General features: G+C 40.3%; 11 protein-coding genes. 9 read left to right on the plus strand and 2 right to left on the minus strand.

Annotation, left to right across the window (positions count from 1 at the left end; all coding sequences use genetic code 11):
* Positions 1-8 precede the first annotated feature (8 nt).
* The 3 genes from E0E36_RS13315 (at position 9) to E0E36_RS13325 (ending at position 5,203) form a co-directional block, all read left to right on the plus strand.
* On the plus strand, positions 9-1,499 hold the full coding sequence (locus E0E36_RS13315; RefSeq protein ID WP_130856372.1) for an NADH-quinone oxidoreductase subunit N: 1,491 nt from the start codon (positions 9-11) through the stop codon (positions 1,497-1,499).
* A 318-nt stretch (positions 1,500-1,817) separates the two neighbouring features.
* Positions 1,818-3,137: an ammonium transporter gene (locus E0E36_RS13320; RefSeq protein ID WP_013665490.1), complete on the plus strand. Its 1,320-nt coding sequence runs from the start codon at positions 1,818-1,820 to the stop codon at positions 3,135-3,137.
* Between the two features lie 155 nt (positions 3,138-3,292).
* The gene (locus E0E36_RS13325) at positions 3,293-5,203 is read left to right on the plus strand and encodes an amidophosphoribosyltransferase (RefSeq protein ID WP_130856373.1); all 1,911 of its coding nucleotides are present in this window, start codon (positions 3,293-3,295) and stop codon (positions 5,201-5,203) included.
* A 238-nt stretch (positions 5,204-5,441) separates the two neighbouring features.
* On the opposite strand, the gene E0E36_RS13330 is transcribed toward E0E36_RS13325, so the two are convergent.
* Positions 5,442-6,071, minus strand: a complete 630-nt coding sequence (locus tag E0E36_RS13330) for a LysE family translocator (protein ID WP_013665492.1) — start codon at positions 6,069-6,071, stop codon at positions 5,442-5,444.
* Positions 6,072-6,268: 197 nt separating this feature from the next.
* Between E0E36_RS13330 and E0E36_RS13335 the strand changes: the two genes are divergently transcribed.
* Complete coding sequence (locus tag E0E36_RS13335; protein ID WP_130856374.1) at positions 6,269-6,718, plus strand: deoxycytidylate deaminase; 450 nt, start codon at positions 6,269-6,271, stop codon at positions 6,716-6,718.
* On the opposite strand, the gene E0E36_RS13340 is transcribed toward E0E36_RS13335, so the two are convergent.
* On the minus strand, positions 6,715-7,389 hold the full coding sequence (locus E0E36_RS13340) for a class I SAM-dependent methyltransferase (RefSeq protein WP_013665494.1): 675 nt from the start codon (positions 7,387-7,389) through the stop codon (positions 6,715-6,717). The genes E0E36_RS13335 and E0E36_RS13340 overlap by 4 nt on opposite strands.
* A 308-nt stretch (positions 7,390-7,697) precedes the next feature.
* Between E0E36_RS13340 and E0E36_RS13345 the strand changes: the two genes are divergently transcribed.
* The 5 genes from E0E36_RS13345 to E0E36_RS13365 all read left to right on the plus strand — a co-directional run bounded on the left by E0E36_RS13345 (position 7,698) and on the right by E0E36_RS13365 (position 16,312).
* The gene (locus tag E0E36_RS13345) at positions 7,698-9,536 is read left to right on the plus strand and encodes a UbiD family decarboxylase (RefSeq protein WP_130856375.1); all 1,839 of its coding nucleotides are present in this window, start codon (positions 7,698-7,700) and stop codon (positions 9,534-9,536) included.
* Positions 9,537-9,644: 108 nt separating this feature from the next.
* The gene (locus E0E36_RS13350) at positions 9,645-10,007 is read left to right on the plus strand and encodes a DUF6686 family protein (RefSeq protein ID WP_013665496.1); all 363 of its coding nucleotides are present in this window, start codon (positions 9,645-9,647) and stop codon (positions 10,005-10,007) included.
* A gap of 217 nt (positions 10,008-10,224) precedes the next feature.
* Entirely contained in the window at positions 10,225-10,752 is a 528-nt protein-coding gene (locus tag E0E36_RS13355) for a ferritin (protein ID WP_130856376.1), read from the plus strand.
* A gap of 369 nt (positions 10,753-11,121) precedes the next feature.
* On the plus strand, positions 11,122-13,824 hold the full coding sequence (locus tag E0E36_RS13360) for a TonB-dependent receptor (protein WP_165446986.1): 2,703 nt from the start codon (positions 11,122-11,124) through the stop codon (positions 13,822-13,824).
* A 196-nt stretch (positions 13,825-14,020) separates the two neighbouring features.
* The gene (locus E0E36_RS13365) at positions 14,021-16,312 is read left to right on the plus strand and encodes a GH92 family glycosyl hydrolase (RefSeq protein ID WP_130856378.1); all 2,292 of its coding nucleotides are present in this window, start codon (positions 14,021-14,023) and stop codon (positions 16,310-16,312) included.
* Positions 16,313-16,319: the final 7 nt, after the last annotated feature.

Consider the following 16,319-nt stretch of genomic DNA (forward strand, 5'->3'; position numbering starts at 1 on the left):
TGTTGTTTATGAGAGCGTATATTCCGCAAATCAGTAATTTGTTAAATGGCGTTTGGGAAGGGTTGCCTTTCCTTTTGCCCGAATTTATATTGACGATTACTTTTCTCATGACTATTTTCTCAGGCATTGCACAGAAGGAAAAATCCACGCTTACTTGGTGTTTTACTTTCATAGGTATAACCTTGGCTGGTATTACCGCAGTTATGCAGCGCTTTTCTCCTGCTGTTGAACCCGTTTTTTTCGGAATGATTCTACCGGATACGCATGGAGCAACACTCAAAGCACTTGTTAGTGTAGTTTGCTTACTGTTTTGTGTGTTCGTGTATTATAATCAGCCGCTGAGAAAGCACCCAAAGAAAATAGATGATTTACTGAGCGTACTGTTAGCGATTCATATTGGCTTAAATTTAATGGTTGTTGCGGTGAATTGGCTGATGGCTTATATAACAATAGAAATGGTATCCATAGGTTCCTATATTATGGTGGCTTATTTATCGAGGAATAATAAGCAGAGTGAGGCCGCCATGAAATATGTTTTGTTCGGCACGGTTTGCTCAGCGATTATGCTGTATGGACTTTCTTTTTTTTATGGATATACCGGAAGTCTCAATTTCGTTGACCCGAAACATTTAGCCAGCTTGACGAGCATGCCGCTCCCCGTGTTTATCGTTGCCGCACTTTTTGTATTAACGGGCATCGGGTTTAAACTATCCTTTGTTCCTTTTCACTTTTGGAGTCCGGATGTTTATCAGGGAGCAGCTACGCCGGTGACCGCTTTTTTGTCAACGGCTCCAAAAGTAGGTGCAATTATGCTTTTAGGACGCTTTGTTTTAGCTTGGTCTCAAAGCACAATAGCATTACCGATGCCGCTGTTTTACCTGTTGGCTGTCGTCGCTATAATTAGTATGCTTTTAGGGAATCTAGTGGCGATTAGACAAAGTAATATGAAGCGGATGATGGCTTATTCATCCATTGGACACACAGGTTTTCTGGTTATGATTATATTAACGGATGCTGAGCGTTCATTTCCGATTCTTTTTTTCTTTTTGGTTTCTTATGTGGTAATGAATATGGGCGTGTTTATGCTTGCCGATTATTTGGAAGAAAAGTTTGGTTTTACGGAAATTACGCAATACGAAGGACTTGGGAGATCAAATCCGTTAATTATGGGCGTGTTAACCTTATTTATGGTGTCACTCGTCGGCTTACCACCGACAGTAGGTTTCGTCGCTAAATTGCTTACCTTTTCGGCTGTACTTAATGCCTATGAAAGCAACGCAAATCCGGTTTGGCTATTTCTATTGATTACCGGGGCCATAACTACTGTTGTAGCCTTATTCTTTTATTTCAAAATTCCCCTACAAGCTTTTCTAAAAAATACAAACATGGAACCGAAGCAGTCCGGAACAATGAACGGCTTGCTTATTGTAGCCTTTCTTTTATGCTTGTTAACGCTTCTGTTTGGAATATTCCCCGCTTTTCTGCTTGATTTACTTTAAAACTAGCGTTTTTGATTAAATAAGTAGTTGGCAAGCATTCCGGTCCCTGCGTATGACTAGTTAATCGATTTTAAACCGCTCTCTTTTTTTATTGTTTTCTCCACTTTCTTTTTTGTTCTTTTTTGTTTGCTGTTTTTTACTCGAAAATCAATTCATTCTGTGTTGTTTTTGCTGTGGTTTTGTGTTTTTGTGTATGTTTTTCTTTTTATTTTGTGTTATTTCTAATTTATTTTGATTTTTTGTATTAAAAAAATACAAATATGTGTTTTGTTTTTGAAATATTGTATATATTTGGCCCAACTTATGTTAAAATATAATATGAATTCGAAAAAATCAACTGTTCCTTTTATTTTTCTTTTGCTTGTAGTGCTGTTAGCGCTAATTTTTCCATCAGTTCCTCTGTCTGGGGGTGGAGCTACTGCGGAATACGATGGTGCAGATGTGGCATGGATGCTAACGTCTACCGCTTTAGTATTGATCATGACTCCGGGATTGGCCTTTTTTTATGGGGGGATGGTGAAGAAAAAGAATGTAATTTCGACCATGCTGCAAAGTTTTATCTGTATGTGCATCGTGGCCGTTATTTGGGTCGTATTCGGTTTTAGTCTGGTATTTGGCGAATCATGGCACGGAATCGTCGGAAATCCCTGCACCTTTTTTATGTTTAAGGGCGTGTTGGACGGACCAAATTGGGTGGGAGCTCCTACTATTCCTTTGGCCGTCTTTGCTATGTATCAATTAAAATTCGCAATCATCACACCTGCGCTTATAACAGGAGCTTTCGCTGAACGTATTCGGTTTACTTCCTATATTTTATTTGTTTGTTTATTTTTCGTCTTTATATATGCTCCTTTAGCGCATGCCACCTGGCATCCCGAAGGTCTGCTGGCAAGCATGGGGGTGTTAGACTTTGCAGGGGGGACGGTGGTGCATATGTCGGCCGGTGTAACTGCATTCATGTCTGCCATTTTCTTGAAGAGGGGGAATAGCAATGGACATGATCCCGCCCGTGTTACTTATGTTTTAATTGGTATGGGGCTATTATGGTTCGGATGGTTTGGTTTTAATGCAGGTTCTGCTTTTGGAGCAAATCACCTGGCTGCTTCAGCCCTAGCCACAACCACTACAGCATCGGCTGCTGCGGCACTGGCTTGGATCTTTTTTGACGCGGCACGGGGGAAGAAGCCTTCCGCTTTGGGCGTTTCAATCGGCGTAGTAGTCGGTTTGGTTGCCATTACCCCAGCGGCGGGCTTTGTTACGGTTCCGCATTCGTTGATTATAGGGGTTGTGACGGCAATTATATGTAATTTACTGGTTGAATGGCGTACTACACGTTCGAATGTGGATGATACGTTGGATGTTTTTCCAAGTCATGGTGTTGGCGGAATGGTTGGTATGTTGCTAACAGGCGTTTTTGCTTCAAAGCACGTTAACCCAATAGTGGCCACCGATGGGTTGTTTTTTGGCGAAACCTCCTTGTTTTGGGCGCAACTTATAGGATTGATAGGGTCTGTAGCCTATACATTTATTGTAGCATTTGTTTTATTGCGTGTGACAAACGCGATCAGCAAGTTACGTGTTTCTCCTGAAGAGGAGGAAATGGGATTAGATATTAGTCAACATGGTGAGAAACTCTAATTAACCAAACCAATATCTTCAGACAGCAGTGTTTGAATCAGTGAGCCTCTTGATGGGAGAGGCTCCAATTTTTTTACATAGGGGTGTTTATTTTTAGGTCGCTTTCTTTTTGCAAAGTTGTTTAAATATGTAATTTTGCATGCTCAATTCCAACTATGAGTGACTCAATCAAACACGAGTGCGGCATCGCATTAATCCGCTTGCTAAAGCCTCTTTCTTATTATCAGGAGAAGTACGGTACCTCTCTGTACGGCATCAACAAACTTTATTTATTAATGGAGAAGCAGCATAACCGAGGCCAGGATGGAGCCGGTATTGCCACCATTAAGTTTGATATTAAGCCGGGTAATCGGTATATCAGCCGATATAGAGCAATGGGACCAAGTGCTGTTTCGGAAATTTTTGAATATGTTCAACGGAAGTTTGCGGCTATTCAACAAGCTGAACCCGAACTCTTTCAAGATTCCCATTGGTTAAAGGAGAACATGAGTTTTGTTGGCGAAGTCTTACTTGGACACTTGCGTTATGGAACCCATGGCAAAAATAGCATTGAAAATTGCCACCCCTTTTTGCGACAAAACAATTGGATGAGTCGTAATTTGGTAATAGCCGGTAATTTCAATATGACCAATGTCGACGAATTATTGGAACAATTGTTTGAATTGGGGCAACATCCAAAAGAACAGGCTGATACCGTGACGGTTTTGGAGAAGATAGGCCATTTTTTGGATACCGAGAACCAAGAGCTTTTCGATAAATTTAAAAAAGAAGGATATTCCAATGTTGAAATAAGTGCACTTATTGCAAAAAATCTTGACGTTGCCAATATTCTTCGGCGTTCTGCAAAAACGTGGGACGGTGGCTACACCATTAGTGGTATTTTCGGCCATGGAGATGCTTTCGTTATGCGTGATCCGGCAGGGATTAGACCGGCGTACTACTATTATGATGATGAAATAGCGGTGGTTACATCAGAACGCCCGGCTATTCAGACCGCTTTCAATATCAAATTTGAAAATATTCGCGAGATTAAACCGGGGCATGCGCTTATTATCAAAAAAGACGGAACAATTACCGAAGAAATGTTTCGGGAACCGGAAGAACAAAAGTCCTGTTCTTTTGAGCGTATCTATTTTTCAAGGGGTAGCGATGCCGAGATTTACCAGGAAAGGAAACAGTTGGGAAGGTTGTTATGTCCCAGTATCTTAGAAGCGATCAATCACGATATAAAAAATACTGTTTTCTCCTTTATTCCAAATACTGCTGAAGTAGCTTTTTATGGTGTGACGGATGGAATTAACGAGTATGTTCGTAAATTACAGAAAGATACCTTATTAAAACGGACCGATAAGATATCGGACACCGAGTTGGAGGATATGCTTAATATATCGCCTCGTTTTGAGAAACTGAGCATTAAAGATGCGAAGTTGCGAACTTTTATTACGCAGGATGCGGATAGGCAAGATATGGTGGCTCACGTATACGATACAACCTACGGTGTGGTGAAGAGCGGTGAGGATACCATTGTGGCCATTGATGATTCCATCGTACGTGGCACGACCTTAAAACAAAGTATCTTGAAAATTTTGGATCGCTTAAATCCGGTCAAGATTATCATTGTTTCATCTGCTCCGCAAATACGCTATCCTGATTGTTATGGTATTGATATGTCTAGAATGGGTGAATTTGTTGCTTTTGAGGCTGCCATTTCACTATTGCGAAAAAATGGCATGAATTACATCATTGATGACGTATATCAAAAGTGTGTGGAGTCATTGGATATGGATAAAACATTGGTCCCAAATCATGTCAAAGCTATTTATGAACCATTTACATATGAGGAAATATCAGCTGAGATTGCGCGTATCGTGACTCCGATTGATATCAGAGCAAAGGTAGAGGTGATTTACCAAAAGCTGGAAGATTTACATATCGCTTGTCCGAAGAATAAAGGCGACTGGTACTTTTCAGGGGATTACCCGACGCCTGGTGGGAACAAAGTAGTCAACCGCGCTTTTATGAATTGGGTGGAAGGTAAAAACGTACGTGCCTACTACTCGGCTTAGTACAGTTAAAAGCTAAATAGCAAAAGATGGAAAACAGGTGGGGTTTATCTCAGCCTGTTTTTTTAATAAAAAGTTTTCTTGAGCATATGAATGATGTAAGCTACCTGGATTTTTAGAATAAACGAATAGCTAATCCGTTGCTTATGGGCAGTCGACGAAAATGGTACCGTTAAAATAGGGGAGGTAAAAACCTTCCATACAGCTTCCCTACTAACTAAACTAACTACTTCCTTATTCCTTAGATAATCGTATGCGTAAACACCAACTCATACATCAATCGCAAAGCAAAAACGATAATGAGCGCACCGGCGAACTTATTGATTTTATTCAATGTGCATTCTTCGATTTTATGACTTAGCTTGTCGGCATAAAAAGCTTTCAACGAATCAATACCTAACTGAGTGAAAAGTACACAAGCAAAAAAAGGTACGATTCGCTTTAAATCAAAGGTATTACTGATAGAAACAACGCCACTTGTCACACTAATCCAATAAAGTAGCAGTGTTGGGTTGAAAATACACATGGCTAACCCCTTAATAAAGTACCCACTATGCTCTTTTTTAGATAGACACTTCGTGCGTTTGATGGTGACTTTTTTGCGAATATAATGAATGCCTACACCTAGTAATACAAAGCTGCCAATAATGCCAAGAGGTAAAAGAATCTCTTTTTCACGAGCAATGTAAGAAGATCCATATAGGGCAAGTGCTACGTACATGACATCGGCTACGAATACGCCAAATGCAAAAGAAAGACCACCATAGAAGCCTTTTTCTATACTTGTTTTCAGTAATGCGAAGAAAGCCGGGCCGGTCAGAAAAGATAAAATAATTCCTAAACCAACACCGGAAATGATTATTTCAATCATATTTTCATTACTTGGTTGAGCTGCAAGTATAAGAAAAAAATATTAAATGGAAGTTTCTGTTGAAAAAAGTCACAGGAATTTTGGGCTTTAATTCTATTTTTGTAACACTGTTAAGTAAAGTTATTTACGCTTGAGGCCCCTATTTTTTTATCATTAAGTGGCTCTGTAACAGTTTTGCAATGTAACAACCAGAAGAGATGACAAAACCTAGTTTTGATGAAATATTTATGAATTTGGCACTCGAGCTTGCCGAACGCTCTCATTGTGTAAAGGCGCATGTAGGGGCAGTATTGGCAAAGGATACCAGAATTATATCGATCGGATATAACGGACCTCCGTCCGGGACGCATAACTGCGATCAAGATTGGCCATTGGAAGGGTGTGCTCGCGATTCCAAAGGAAGTTGTTCATTGGCTTTACATGCCGAGGAGAATGCCATTTTATATGCGGTAAAAAATGGAGCGGGTTTACAAGGCGCAACCTTGTATACTACGCTATCACCTTGTTTACCCTGCGCTCGGTTAATTTACTCAGCAGGTATTGTCAAAGTGCTGTATAAATACTCTTATGCTGAATACAAAGGCTTAACATCGGATGAGGGTGTCGACTTTCTGAATAGATTTGGAGTAAATGCGGTTAAATTTTAGCTCTTCCTGCCAATCATGACTACAAAGTTGTGGTATCTGTAAATACAATCCACTTCATTAAAGCCGATCCGTTGCAACTCGTTTAATTGCCAGGATAGGGGAGCAAGCTTATCCATAGCAGTCCGTTTAAACGCATTTTGTATGGCTTCTTGACTCAGTCCTGATTCAATAACCGAACGACGCCATTGATCTTGGTAAAAATTGTCGATCGCCGGTGTACGACCTTTTACTTGGTCGGCATTAATAAACAAGCCGTCCGGCTTCAAAGCTTTAAAGATCCGTTGGTAAAGAATGGATTTTTCCTGATCCGTTAAATGATGGATTGAGAGCGAAGAAATAATGATATCATATTTTCCGGGAAGAGAACGTTCCCTGTAATCCATCTCCAGGTAAGAAAAGTGACTTAAACCGGTAAACCGTCTCTTCGCAACAGCAAGCATCTCAGGCGATATGTCGAGCAGCGTATACTTTAGCTTTGGATTAACTTGATAGACGAAGTAAGAAAATAAGCCGGTTCCCGCTCCGATATCCAACAGATTTTCTGCATGGTAATGGTTCTGTATCAGTGGAAGACTGATATGATAGAAGTCCTGAAAGCAGGGGATTAATTGTTCGCGCTCTTGGTCATATTTTTCTGATATCTCACCAAAGCGCCTTCGTATTTCATCCATAGAAATGCCTTAGATATAACGTGAAGCCTTTTATAGTACCCTTAAAAGTACGACGAAAGCAAATGACGACCTAAGAACGAAGATAACAAATATTCAAATTCGTAAAAAGACAAAGCAGTAACAATTGCTATGCATTAATGTGAATTTTGGCGAAACTGCGAAGGCCTCTATCTCTTTATACGGGCGTAGATGTTTCGCTGGCCTCGGTTATTTGCTCCGAAGCTATTACTGTGGCTTAAGATAAGGACTAAATATTTGTGAAAAAAGGGCTTTTTTGTCTATTTTGGCGCCAAGAGAAATGAAATTACATGGGATATAAAAGCTTAGCCGAATGTGTAAGAGATTTGGAACAAAATGGACACCTAGTGCGGATTAAAGAGGAAGTGGATCCGTATTTGGAAATGGCTGCGATTCATTTGCGCGTATATGAGCATCGTGGTCCCGCTCTTCTGTTTGAGCGAGTAAAAGGGAGCAAATTTCCTGCAGTGTCTAACCTATTTGGTACGCTCGAGCGGTCGCGCTTCATGTTTAGGGATACCCTTCATAAAATGAAATTGATGGTCGATCTTAAAATGGATCCCATGCGAGCGCTTAAAAACCCGTTAAAATATGCCGGCATTTCTTTAAATGCATTGTCGGCTCTACCCATGAAAGTTGGTAAGAATAGTCCGATAAACTATGGAAAGACGACGATCAGTGCATTACCGCAGGTTGTTAATTGGCCAATGGACGGGGGGGCTTTTGTTACCATGCCGCAGGTTTATACGGAAGATGTGACAAAGCCTGGGATTATGCAGGCCAATTTAGGCATGTACCGTATCCAACTTGGTGGAAATGATTATATAAAAGACAAGGAAGTAGGGCTTCATTACCAACTCCATAGGGGAATAGGTGTGCATCAGACAAAGGCCAACGAACTTGGAAAACCACTCAAGGTGAGCATCTTTGTTGGAGGGCCCCCTGCTCACCCTTTGGCAGCCGTAATGCCTTTACCGGAAGGGCTTTCAGAAATGATTTTTGCGGGTGCACTTGGTAACAGAAGGTTTCGCTATTTTTACGATAGTGAAGGATTTTGTATTTCCGCCGATGCCGATTTTGTTATTACAGGAACAGTGTATCCCAATGAAAATAAACCCGAAGGGCCTTTTGGTGATCATATTGGCTATTATAGCTTAGTACACCCGTTCCCACTGATGCACGTACATAACGTGTATTACCGCAAGCATGCTATTTGGTCTTTCACGGTAGTCGGTAGACCTCCACAAGAGGATACAAGCTTTGGCGAATTGATTCATGAAATTAGCGGCCCGGCTATTCCTAAGGAAATCAATGGTCTGCATGCTGTTCATGCCGTGGATGCGGCTGGCGTACACCCGCTGCTTTTTGCCATTGGTTCGGAACGATATACGCCTTATCTTAAAATCGATAGACCGCAGGAGATATTAACCATAGCCAATCAAGTATTGGGAAAAAATCAGTTAAGTTTAGCTAAATACTTGTTTATAGCGGCGAAAGAGGATAATCCTTCATTGAATATACATGATATTCCGGCTTTTCTTATGCATGTACTGTCACGAATGGATTTTGCAAGAGATCTTCACTTTCATACACGGACAACGATAGATACCCTCGATTATAGCGGCGAAGGACTTAATTCGGGATCAAAGGTAGTCTTTGCAGCTGCGGGGAATGTAAAGAGGATCTTGTGGCCGGAAATGCCTGCCGGCCTAGATTTTCCCAGGAACTTTGCACAAAAAAAAATAGTAGTCCCCGGTGTACTGGCTGTTCAGGCAGCTCCTTTCACTGCTTATCCGCAAGCGAAAGACGAACTGGAAGTGTTTGCAAAAGAGCTCACATCCATGGATTTAAGCGGCATTGCTTTAATTGTGCTTTGCGATGATCTGCAATTTACGGCTGAAAATATCAATAATTTCGTTTGGGTGTGCTTTACACGAAGCAATCCTTCGCATGATATTTATGGCGTCGATAGCTTTGTCGAGTATAAGCATTGGGGATGTAAGGGGCCACTGATTATTGACGCGCGTAACAAACCTCACCATGCACCACCTCTGGAAAAGGTGCCCGAAATCGAAAAACGGGTTGATCAACTAGCTAGTCGGGGAGGGTCTCTGTTCGGAATTATTTAGAAACGCTTCTCAATCAGCAAGAAATAGTGAAAAATAATATTCATTAATTTGGACTGATTATACATAATCACTATATTCGCATTGGTAAAATTAAAATGTTTGCAGAATATGCTTTGTGGTCTTGCAAGTTTAGAGGAGATTTTTAGAACAGAACATGGCGCTGTATTACAATGCAGCAATAAAAACTGCTACTGGTTGGAATTTGCAGGTGATTGTACACCTTTTAAAGTGGCCGATTTTATAAGTTTTAGAAAACAAGTGGATACCATAGCTGTCGATGAATTGTTATGTGCACCTACTTCAAGCTCTGATTTAACCATTTTGATGCCTTTTAGATCTCAACGTTGCTTTGTGTTGAATGTGACTGAAGTAGTGAGGTTAAAAGAACTGATGCAAGGGGCTAAATTTATGATGGAGTTACCCGGTGTCATTAAGGACTGTCTGAAAGTATCTTCCCTGCAAAGTTATTAGTTGTCAAGGTCTAGCGGTCGTAACCCCCTCATCCATTGAGCGCTTTATTGCATTCCCTCGTCTAGGAGACGGGCCGTCTTTGAATGTGTTAATGCGGTTTAGTAATTTAGACTGAATACGTATTGATTTTATTTTAAGCAACTTAAGTCTCGTTTCTGTTATCTTTGTATAAAGATTAACGGCATTTTATCGCCGCTAAGTATTAACGATTTTGAATATGAAAGATCTATTGAGATTAAAAACTTCATTAAATGAAGAAATAGAAAGAATATTAAATGAGCAGGTTAAAGTAGAAGCGCATTCCTCTGCTATTTATTTAGCTATGTCGTCTTGGTGTGATGATCAAGGCTTCGATTTCAGCGCCGGTTATTTTGCCAAACAGGCTGATGAAGAGCGCCACCATATGCTGAAACTGTTTAATTATATTAACGATCGTGGAGGAAAGGCCATTTCGCCGGAAATTGTTAACGTACCAAAGGATTTCGAATCTTTCAGAAGTGTTTTTGAATTGGCGTTGGAACAAGAAATGCATGTGACCGCTCAATTTAACAACATCGCTGAAAAATGCTTTAAACTGAAAGATTTTGTTACCTTTCAGTTTATTCAATGGTTCTTGGCGGAACAAATTGAAGAAGAATATGTAGCAAGAAGAATTTTAGAAATGTTTGATGTTATTGGAGAAGAGGGAACCGGCCGTTGGGAAATCGACAAACACATACCAAAAGTAAGTTATAACGCGGAATAAGCGCTGTTAATAATTTTTTAAAAGGAAAGCTTTAGTGATAAACTAAGGCTTTCCTTTTTTTATTGAATCATAAATACCATAATATAAATTACAGAGCCAATCGCTTTAAATATCCATCTTTAAATTTTATGACTAAGCAACAACTCTGTAAATTTTTTGACGGCTTATGTGCTAACGTGCGTCAGCTGGATCGGTATCATCGCCGATCAGACAGGCCCCAACCTATGGATAAAAAAAATATTTGCAGATGAAATAAGCATTAATTCAACTATATTAGAGTGTTTATAAGATTTAAAGTTATTTCTCGTTACTAATAAAGCATCGGTAGGATTAAAATATTATATGCACAGGGCATTGGTTTGCATAATTGTGATTTTTTCTTTTGTTACAATTGCAAAGGGACAGATACAGACAAGAGAGGTGCGCGGTGTAGTGCAAGATTCTACCGGCAGGCCGCTTGTGGGTGTGACTGTTCGGCTCTACGCAAAAAGTGATACAATGATGGCCAGCACAAACGAGCATGGACGTTTCATTTTTAACAAGGTAGCGGCCAATGATTTTAAACTAACCTTTAGCCTGATTGGCTTTCAATTATTCGAAAGGCATTATACTTCCAATGTATTACTGCCCATAACGGAGCTTGTAACCGTTAATTTGAAGGAGCAACCACATGAACTGCAGGAAATAGCCGTATATGGCGTTATTCCGGTTGTGATCAAGCAAGACACAATTCAATATAACGCAAAGGCTTATTCGGTTCGTAAGAACGCTCTATTAGAGGAAATGATCAAGCAGATGCCGGGTTTACAGGTAGACAGAAATGGGAATATTGACGCGCAGGGGCAGCGCGTTACCAGAGTGAAGGTAAATGGAAAGGATTTTTTTGATGGTGATGTGTTGACCGCGACACGCAACCTACCGGCGGAGATCGTAGAAAATGTGCAGATCATAGATGACTATGGCGATCAGGCTAACATAACCGGCATCAAAAATACAGAACCGGAAAAAGTGTTGAATGTCACCATTAAAGAAGATAAAAATTTTGGAACTTTCGGTCAGGTTACCGCCGGAGGCGGTGTGGATGCGAATGACAAGGCGCATAGCAGATATATCGGTAGTTTCTCGGCTAATAAGTTTAAAGGGAATAAGCAAGTATCTATTTTAGGATCCACTAATAATACGAATACCAGCTTATTTAGCTTTGGCGATATCAGTGGAGCCGGTAGCCGGGATGGCACTGATTTAAGTAGCATGATTGACGGAGGGGATGGTATCAATAGTGCAAGCTCCATAGGCATGAACTATCGGGACGAAGTGGCAAAAGGGGTATCTGTCTATGGTGGCTATACATTTACGAAGCGTAGAAATCAAACAATCGGAACAACTCGATTAACCAGTATTTATCAAAATCGGCAGATTAATTCCCTCGATGAAGTAAAATCACTTTCAGATAATATCAAGCATAAGCTTACATGGACAGTGGAAGCGAATATTGATACGGCAAATTACTTGAAAATCACGCCTACGGCCTCCTATATTACAAATGATTTATTAAGTGAGAGCCACAGCGCAATAACGGATAAAAGAGTGTTCACAGACAGGCTTTATAAAACTTCGGGCACGTATAGTGATCCGAACTTTGATATCGATTTATTTTATAATCATCGTTTTCCGACAAGAGGTAGAAACCTAAGTGTAATCGCGAAGTTTGAGTATTATAAGCGTACCAGGAGCGATGTGGCAAATGATTTTTCAACGAGTATTGATTCAGGTTATAATAATCCTCAGGTCGGATACCGGCAGTTTTTACAGCGAGTAGGCAACTTCAGCTATAATAGAAGTATGTTACTGGGCATGTCTTATATGGAGCCGGTAACCAAACGAAGTTATTTGGAGTTGAATTATCAATATGAATCTAACTCCATTGCAAATGCTAGAAATACCTTCGATATAGATTCTGTTACTGCTCGGGAGTCGTTGGTAGATTCTTTAAGTATTGATTACGATTACCTCTTCCAGACGCATCAATTCGGTATTAATTACCAGGGCAGTCTTGATCGACTGAAGTATACCGTTGGCTTTGCCTTGCAACCCACGAAGTTGGATGGGAAAACGCCTTCTAGAGACGTGGTAACGCATATAAATAATTTGAACTTTGTTCCCAGTGCCCGCTTGCAATATGCAATTAATAAGACCAGCAACCTCTCGTTAAATTATCGAGGGCAAAACAACCAGCCTGCATTTACACAAATTCAACCAATTAGGGATGTATCAAATCCACAGTATATTGTAGTTGGAAATGCTAATTTGAAACCGGAGTTTATGAATATGGTGAGTGTTCAGTACAGAAGCTTCAACATACAAAATGGGAGTTCGCTTTTTACCAATTTCTCCTTTACGCATATACAGGATAAGGTAGTGACAAATCGGATAAGTACACCTAATAGCACCATACAGGAAACAGCGTTTTTAAATGCAAATGGCTATTATGACTTAAGAGGCTTTTATCATTATAGTGCGCCGCTGGCAGGAAAGGTGCTGACGCTCAATTTGAATGGTTCAATGGATTACACCAATAATCTAACTTATATCAATAATGTGAGAAATGTTGGCCGAAACATGATATTTTCCCAAAATTTGCAGGTCAACTTTCAAATTGAAGATTTGTTGGAGGCTGATTTACGGAGCAGTTATACGATAAATAAGATAAGGTATAATATTCCATCTTTTATGGACGCGGGCGCTAATACATTTAGTCTTGGTTTTGGTGGGAAAGGCTATCTTCCTAAAAAATGGATTATCAGTGCCGATTTTTCGCAAAATTTTAACTCCGGGTATAGTAGTTCGATTAGCGCAAACCCAACGTTGCTCAATGTCTACATAGAGAAGTCTTTTCTACAAAATGATATGCTGGCGATCCGCTTACAGGGTTTTGACCTGTTTAATAAAAATACAGGTGTTAGGAGAGAAATTTTAGGTAATAGTATTATGGATATGCAAAATAATCGACTCGCACGGTACTTTTTAGTTTCGCTCAATATTCGCTTGCAGAAGTTTCCATCCGAAATTTAATAGCGAATGCTAAACGTTGTTTGACGTTAAGAATGCTTCGTCAGCCATCTGTTCCGGAAAGAGCATGCGGCTTCTAAGCAATTTATAGCTTTAACGTTTTAGCAATATTGAAAATTTTCTATATATTAGCTCCGTGAGCTTATTTTTCACTAACCAAAGTCAGCACTATATTGAATCAAGCAAAAACTAAAATCTAATGAAACGCATTATCCTTTTATTTTCTATGTACCTTGTTACTTCCACGCTTTGTGGGCAGGAAGTGAAAACTGTGTCGAATCCTGTCGATTATGTAAGTACGCTTGTGGGTACCCTGTCAAAACACAGCCTATCAACCGGCAATACTTATCCGGCGATAGCTCGCCCTTGGGGTATGAATTTTTGGTCGCCGCAAACCGGAAAAATGGGCGACGGTTGGATGTATACATACGATGCTGATAAAATCAGGGGATTCAAGCAAACCCACCAACCATCACCTTGGATGAATGATTATGGCCAGTTTGCGATTATGCCGGTTACCGGGGCAGCCCGTTTTAAAGAAGATGACCGTGCCAGCTGGTTTTCTCATAAAGCAGAAGTCGCAACTCCATACTACTATAGTGTTTATTTAGCTGATCATGATGTAACAACAGAGATCGTTCCGACGGAGAGAGCAGCGCGGTTTAGAATGAGCTTTCCGAAAACAGATAGTGCTTATGTCGTAATTGACGCTTTTGATAAAGGATCTTATATCAAAGTGATTCCGAATGAGAACAAAATTATTGGTTATTCTACTAAGAATAGTGGAGGAGTACCGGAAAATTTCAAGAATTATTTTGTGATGGAATTTGATCGGGACTTCGACGGTGTTGCTGTTTTTAACGGAGAAACACTTCGAAGTGGAATTTTAGAGTCTACCGGAGAACATGTTGGAGCGCTGATACACTTCAAAACTAGCAAAGCAGGTGAGCAGATCAACATCAAAGTCGCTTCCTCTTTTATAAGTCATGAGCAAGCGACATTAAATTTAAAGGAAATTGGGAATAAGAGTTTTGAAACCTTGAAACAGGAGGGTAAGGATGTTTGGAATGAGGCTTTAAGTAGGGTAGAAGTAGGAGGGGGCAGTATTGACCAGGTGCGTACTTTTTATTCAAATTTATATCGTACACTTTTATTCCCACGCATGTTTTTTGAATATGATGCGAATGGAAAGGTAGTGCATTATAGCCCTTATAATGGAAAAGTACTTCCGGGGTATATGTTCACAGACACAGGCTTTTGGGATACGTTTCGGTGTCTATTCCCATTCCTGAATCTCGTGTACCCCGAAATGAATACCAAAATGCAAGAAGGCTTGGTAAACGCGTATAAAGAAAGTGGGTGGCTTCCTGAATGGGCAAGTCCCGGCTTAAGAAATGTCATGGTTGGTAATAATTCGGCGTCTGTAGTGGCTGATGCTTATATTAAAGGTCTACGCGGCTACGATATTGAAACCTTATATGAAGCTTTGCTGCATGGGGCCAATCATGCCGGTCCGCTAACTGCGGTAGGTCGTGCAGGAGCTGATTTTTACAATAAACTGGGCTACGTGCCTTATGATGTAAACATCAATGAAAATGCAGCTCGGACTTTGGAATATGCCTATGATGATTTTGCCATATATCAGCTTGCTAAGAAATTGAATAAACCAAAAAAGGAAATTGAACTGTATAAAAAAAGAAGTTTAAATTATAAGAAGTTATTCGATCCTGAAACGGGTTTAATGCGGGGTAAAAATCAAGATGGAAATTTCCAAAAACCTTTTAATCCTTTCAAGTGGGGAGACGCTTTTACCGAAGGGAATAGTTGGCACTACACCTGGTCCGTATTTCATGATATACAAGGACTGATCGATTTAATGGGGGGTAAAGAAGCATTTGCTAATAAACTGGATTCCGTATTTACGTTGCCGCCTATTTACGATGATAGTTATTACGGGCAGGTAATTCATGAAATTCGAGAAATGCAGATTGCAAATATGGGTCAATATGCTCATGGGAATCAGCCAATTCAACACATGATTTATTTATACAACTATGCGAACGAGCCATGGAAAACACAGTATTGGGTTCGCGAAACCATGAATAGAATGTACTTGCCTACCCCTGATGGGTATTGCGGTGATGAAGATAATGGGCAGACCTCGGCTTGGTATGTGTTTTCAGCATTGGGCTTTTATCCGGTGGCGCCTGCAACCGACCAGTATGTTATCGGAGCGCCTTTATTTAAGCATGCTAAGATTAAATTGCCCACAGGGAAGGAAATTAGCTTGGATGCCCCTAATAATAGTTTAGACAACAGGTTTATTGATAAGCTTTTACTTAATGGCAAAGCCTATACTAAAAATTTCTTTTCGCATGAAGAACTGGTAAAAGGAGCAACCATTCAGTTTGAGATGGGCAGTCAACCGAACAAGACACGTGGTGTCGGAAACGAGGACGTGCCTTATTCGCTTTCGAGAGAACGAAAATAATTTAGAG

Origin of the sequence: Olivibacter jilunii (assembly GCF_900607235.1) — a bacterium.
In the GTDB taxonomy this organism is placed as follows: domain Bacteria; phylum Bacteroidota; class Bacteroidia; order Sphingobacteriales; family Sphingobacteriaceae; genus Olivibacter; species Olivibacter oleidegradans.

What these genes read in the sequence shown, in the direction of transcription:
- E0E36_RS13315 (WP_130856372.1), top strand. Translation starts at nt 9, where the DNA reads ATGAGAGCGTATATTCCGCAAATCAGTAATTTGTTAAATGGCGTTTGG.
- E0E36_RS13320 (WP_013665490.1), top strand. Translation starts at nt 1,818, where the DNA reads ATGAATTCGAAAAAATCAACTGTTCCTTTTATTTTTCTTTTGCTTGTA.
- E0E36_RS13325 (WP_130856373.1), top strand. Translation starts at nt 3,293, where the DNA reads ATGAGTGACTCAATCAAACACGAGTGCGGCATCGCATTAATCCGCTTG.
- E0E36_RS13330 (WP_013665492.1), bottom strand. Translation starts at nt 6,071, where the DNA reads ATGATTGAAATAATCATTTCCGGTGTTGGTTTAGGAATTATTTTATCT.
- E0E36_RS13335 (WP_130856374.1), top strand. Translation starts at nt 6,269, where the DNA reads ATGACAAAACCTAGTTTTGATGAAATATTTATGAATTTGGCACTCGAG.
- E0E36_RS13340 (WP_013665494.1), bottom strand. Translation starts at nt 7,389, where the DNA reads ATGGATGAAATACGAAGGCGCTTTGGTGAGATATCAGAAAAATATGAC.
- E0E36_RS13345 (WP_130856375.1), top strand. Translation starts at nt 7,698, where the DNA reads ATGGGATATAAAAGCTTAGCCGAATGTGTAAGAGATTTGGAACAAAAT.
- E0E36_RS13350 (WP_013665496.1), top strand. Translation starts at nt 9,645, where the DNA reads ATGCTTTGTGGTCTTGCAAGTTTAGAGGAGATTTTTAGAACAGAACAT.
- E0E36_RS13355 (WP_130856376.1), top strand. Translation starts at nt 10,225, where the DNA reads ATGAAAGATCTATTGAGATTAAAAACTTCATTAAATGAAGAAATAGAA.
- E0E36_RS13365 (WP_130856378.1), top strand. Translation starts at nt 14,021, where the DNA reads ATGAAACGCATTATCCTTTTATTTTCTATGTACCTTGTTACTTCCACG.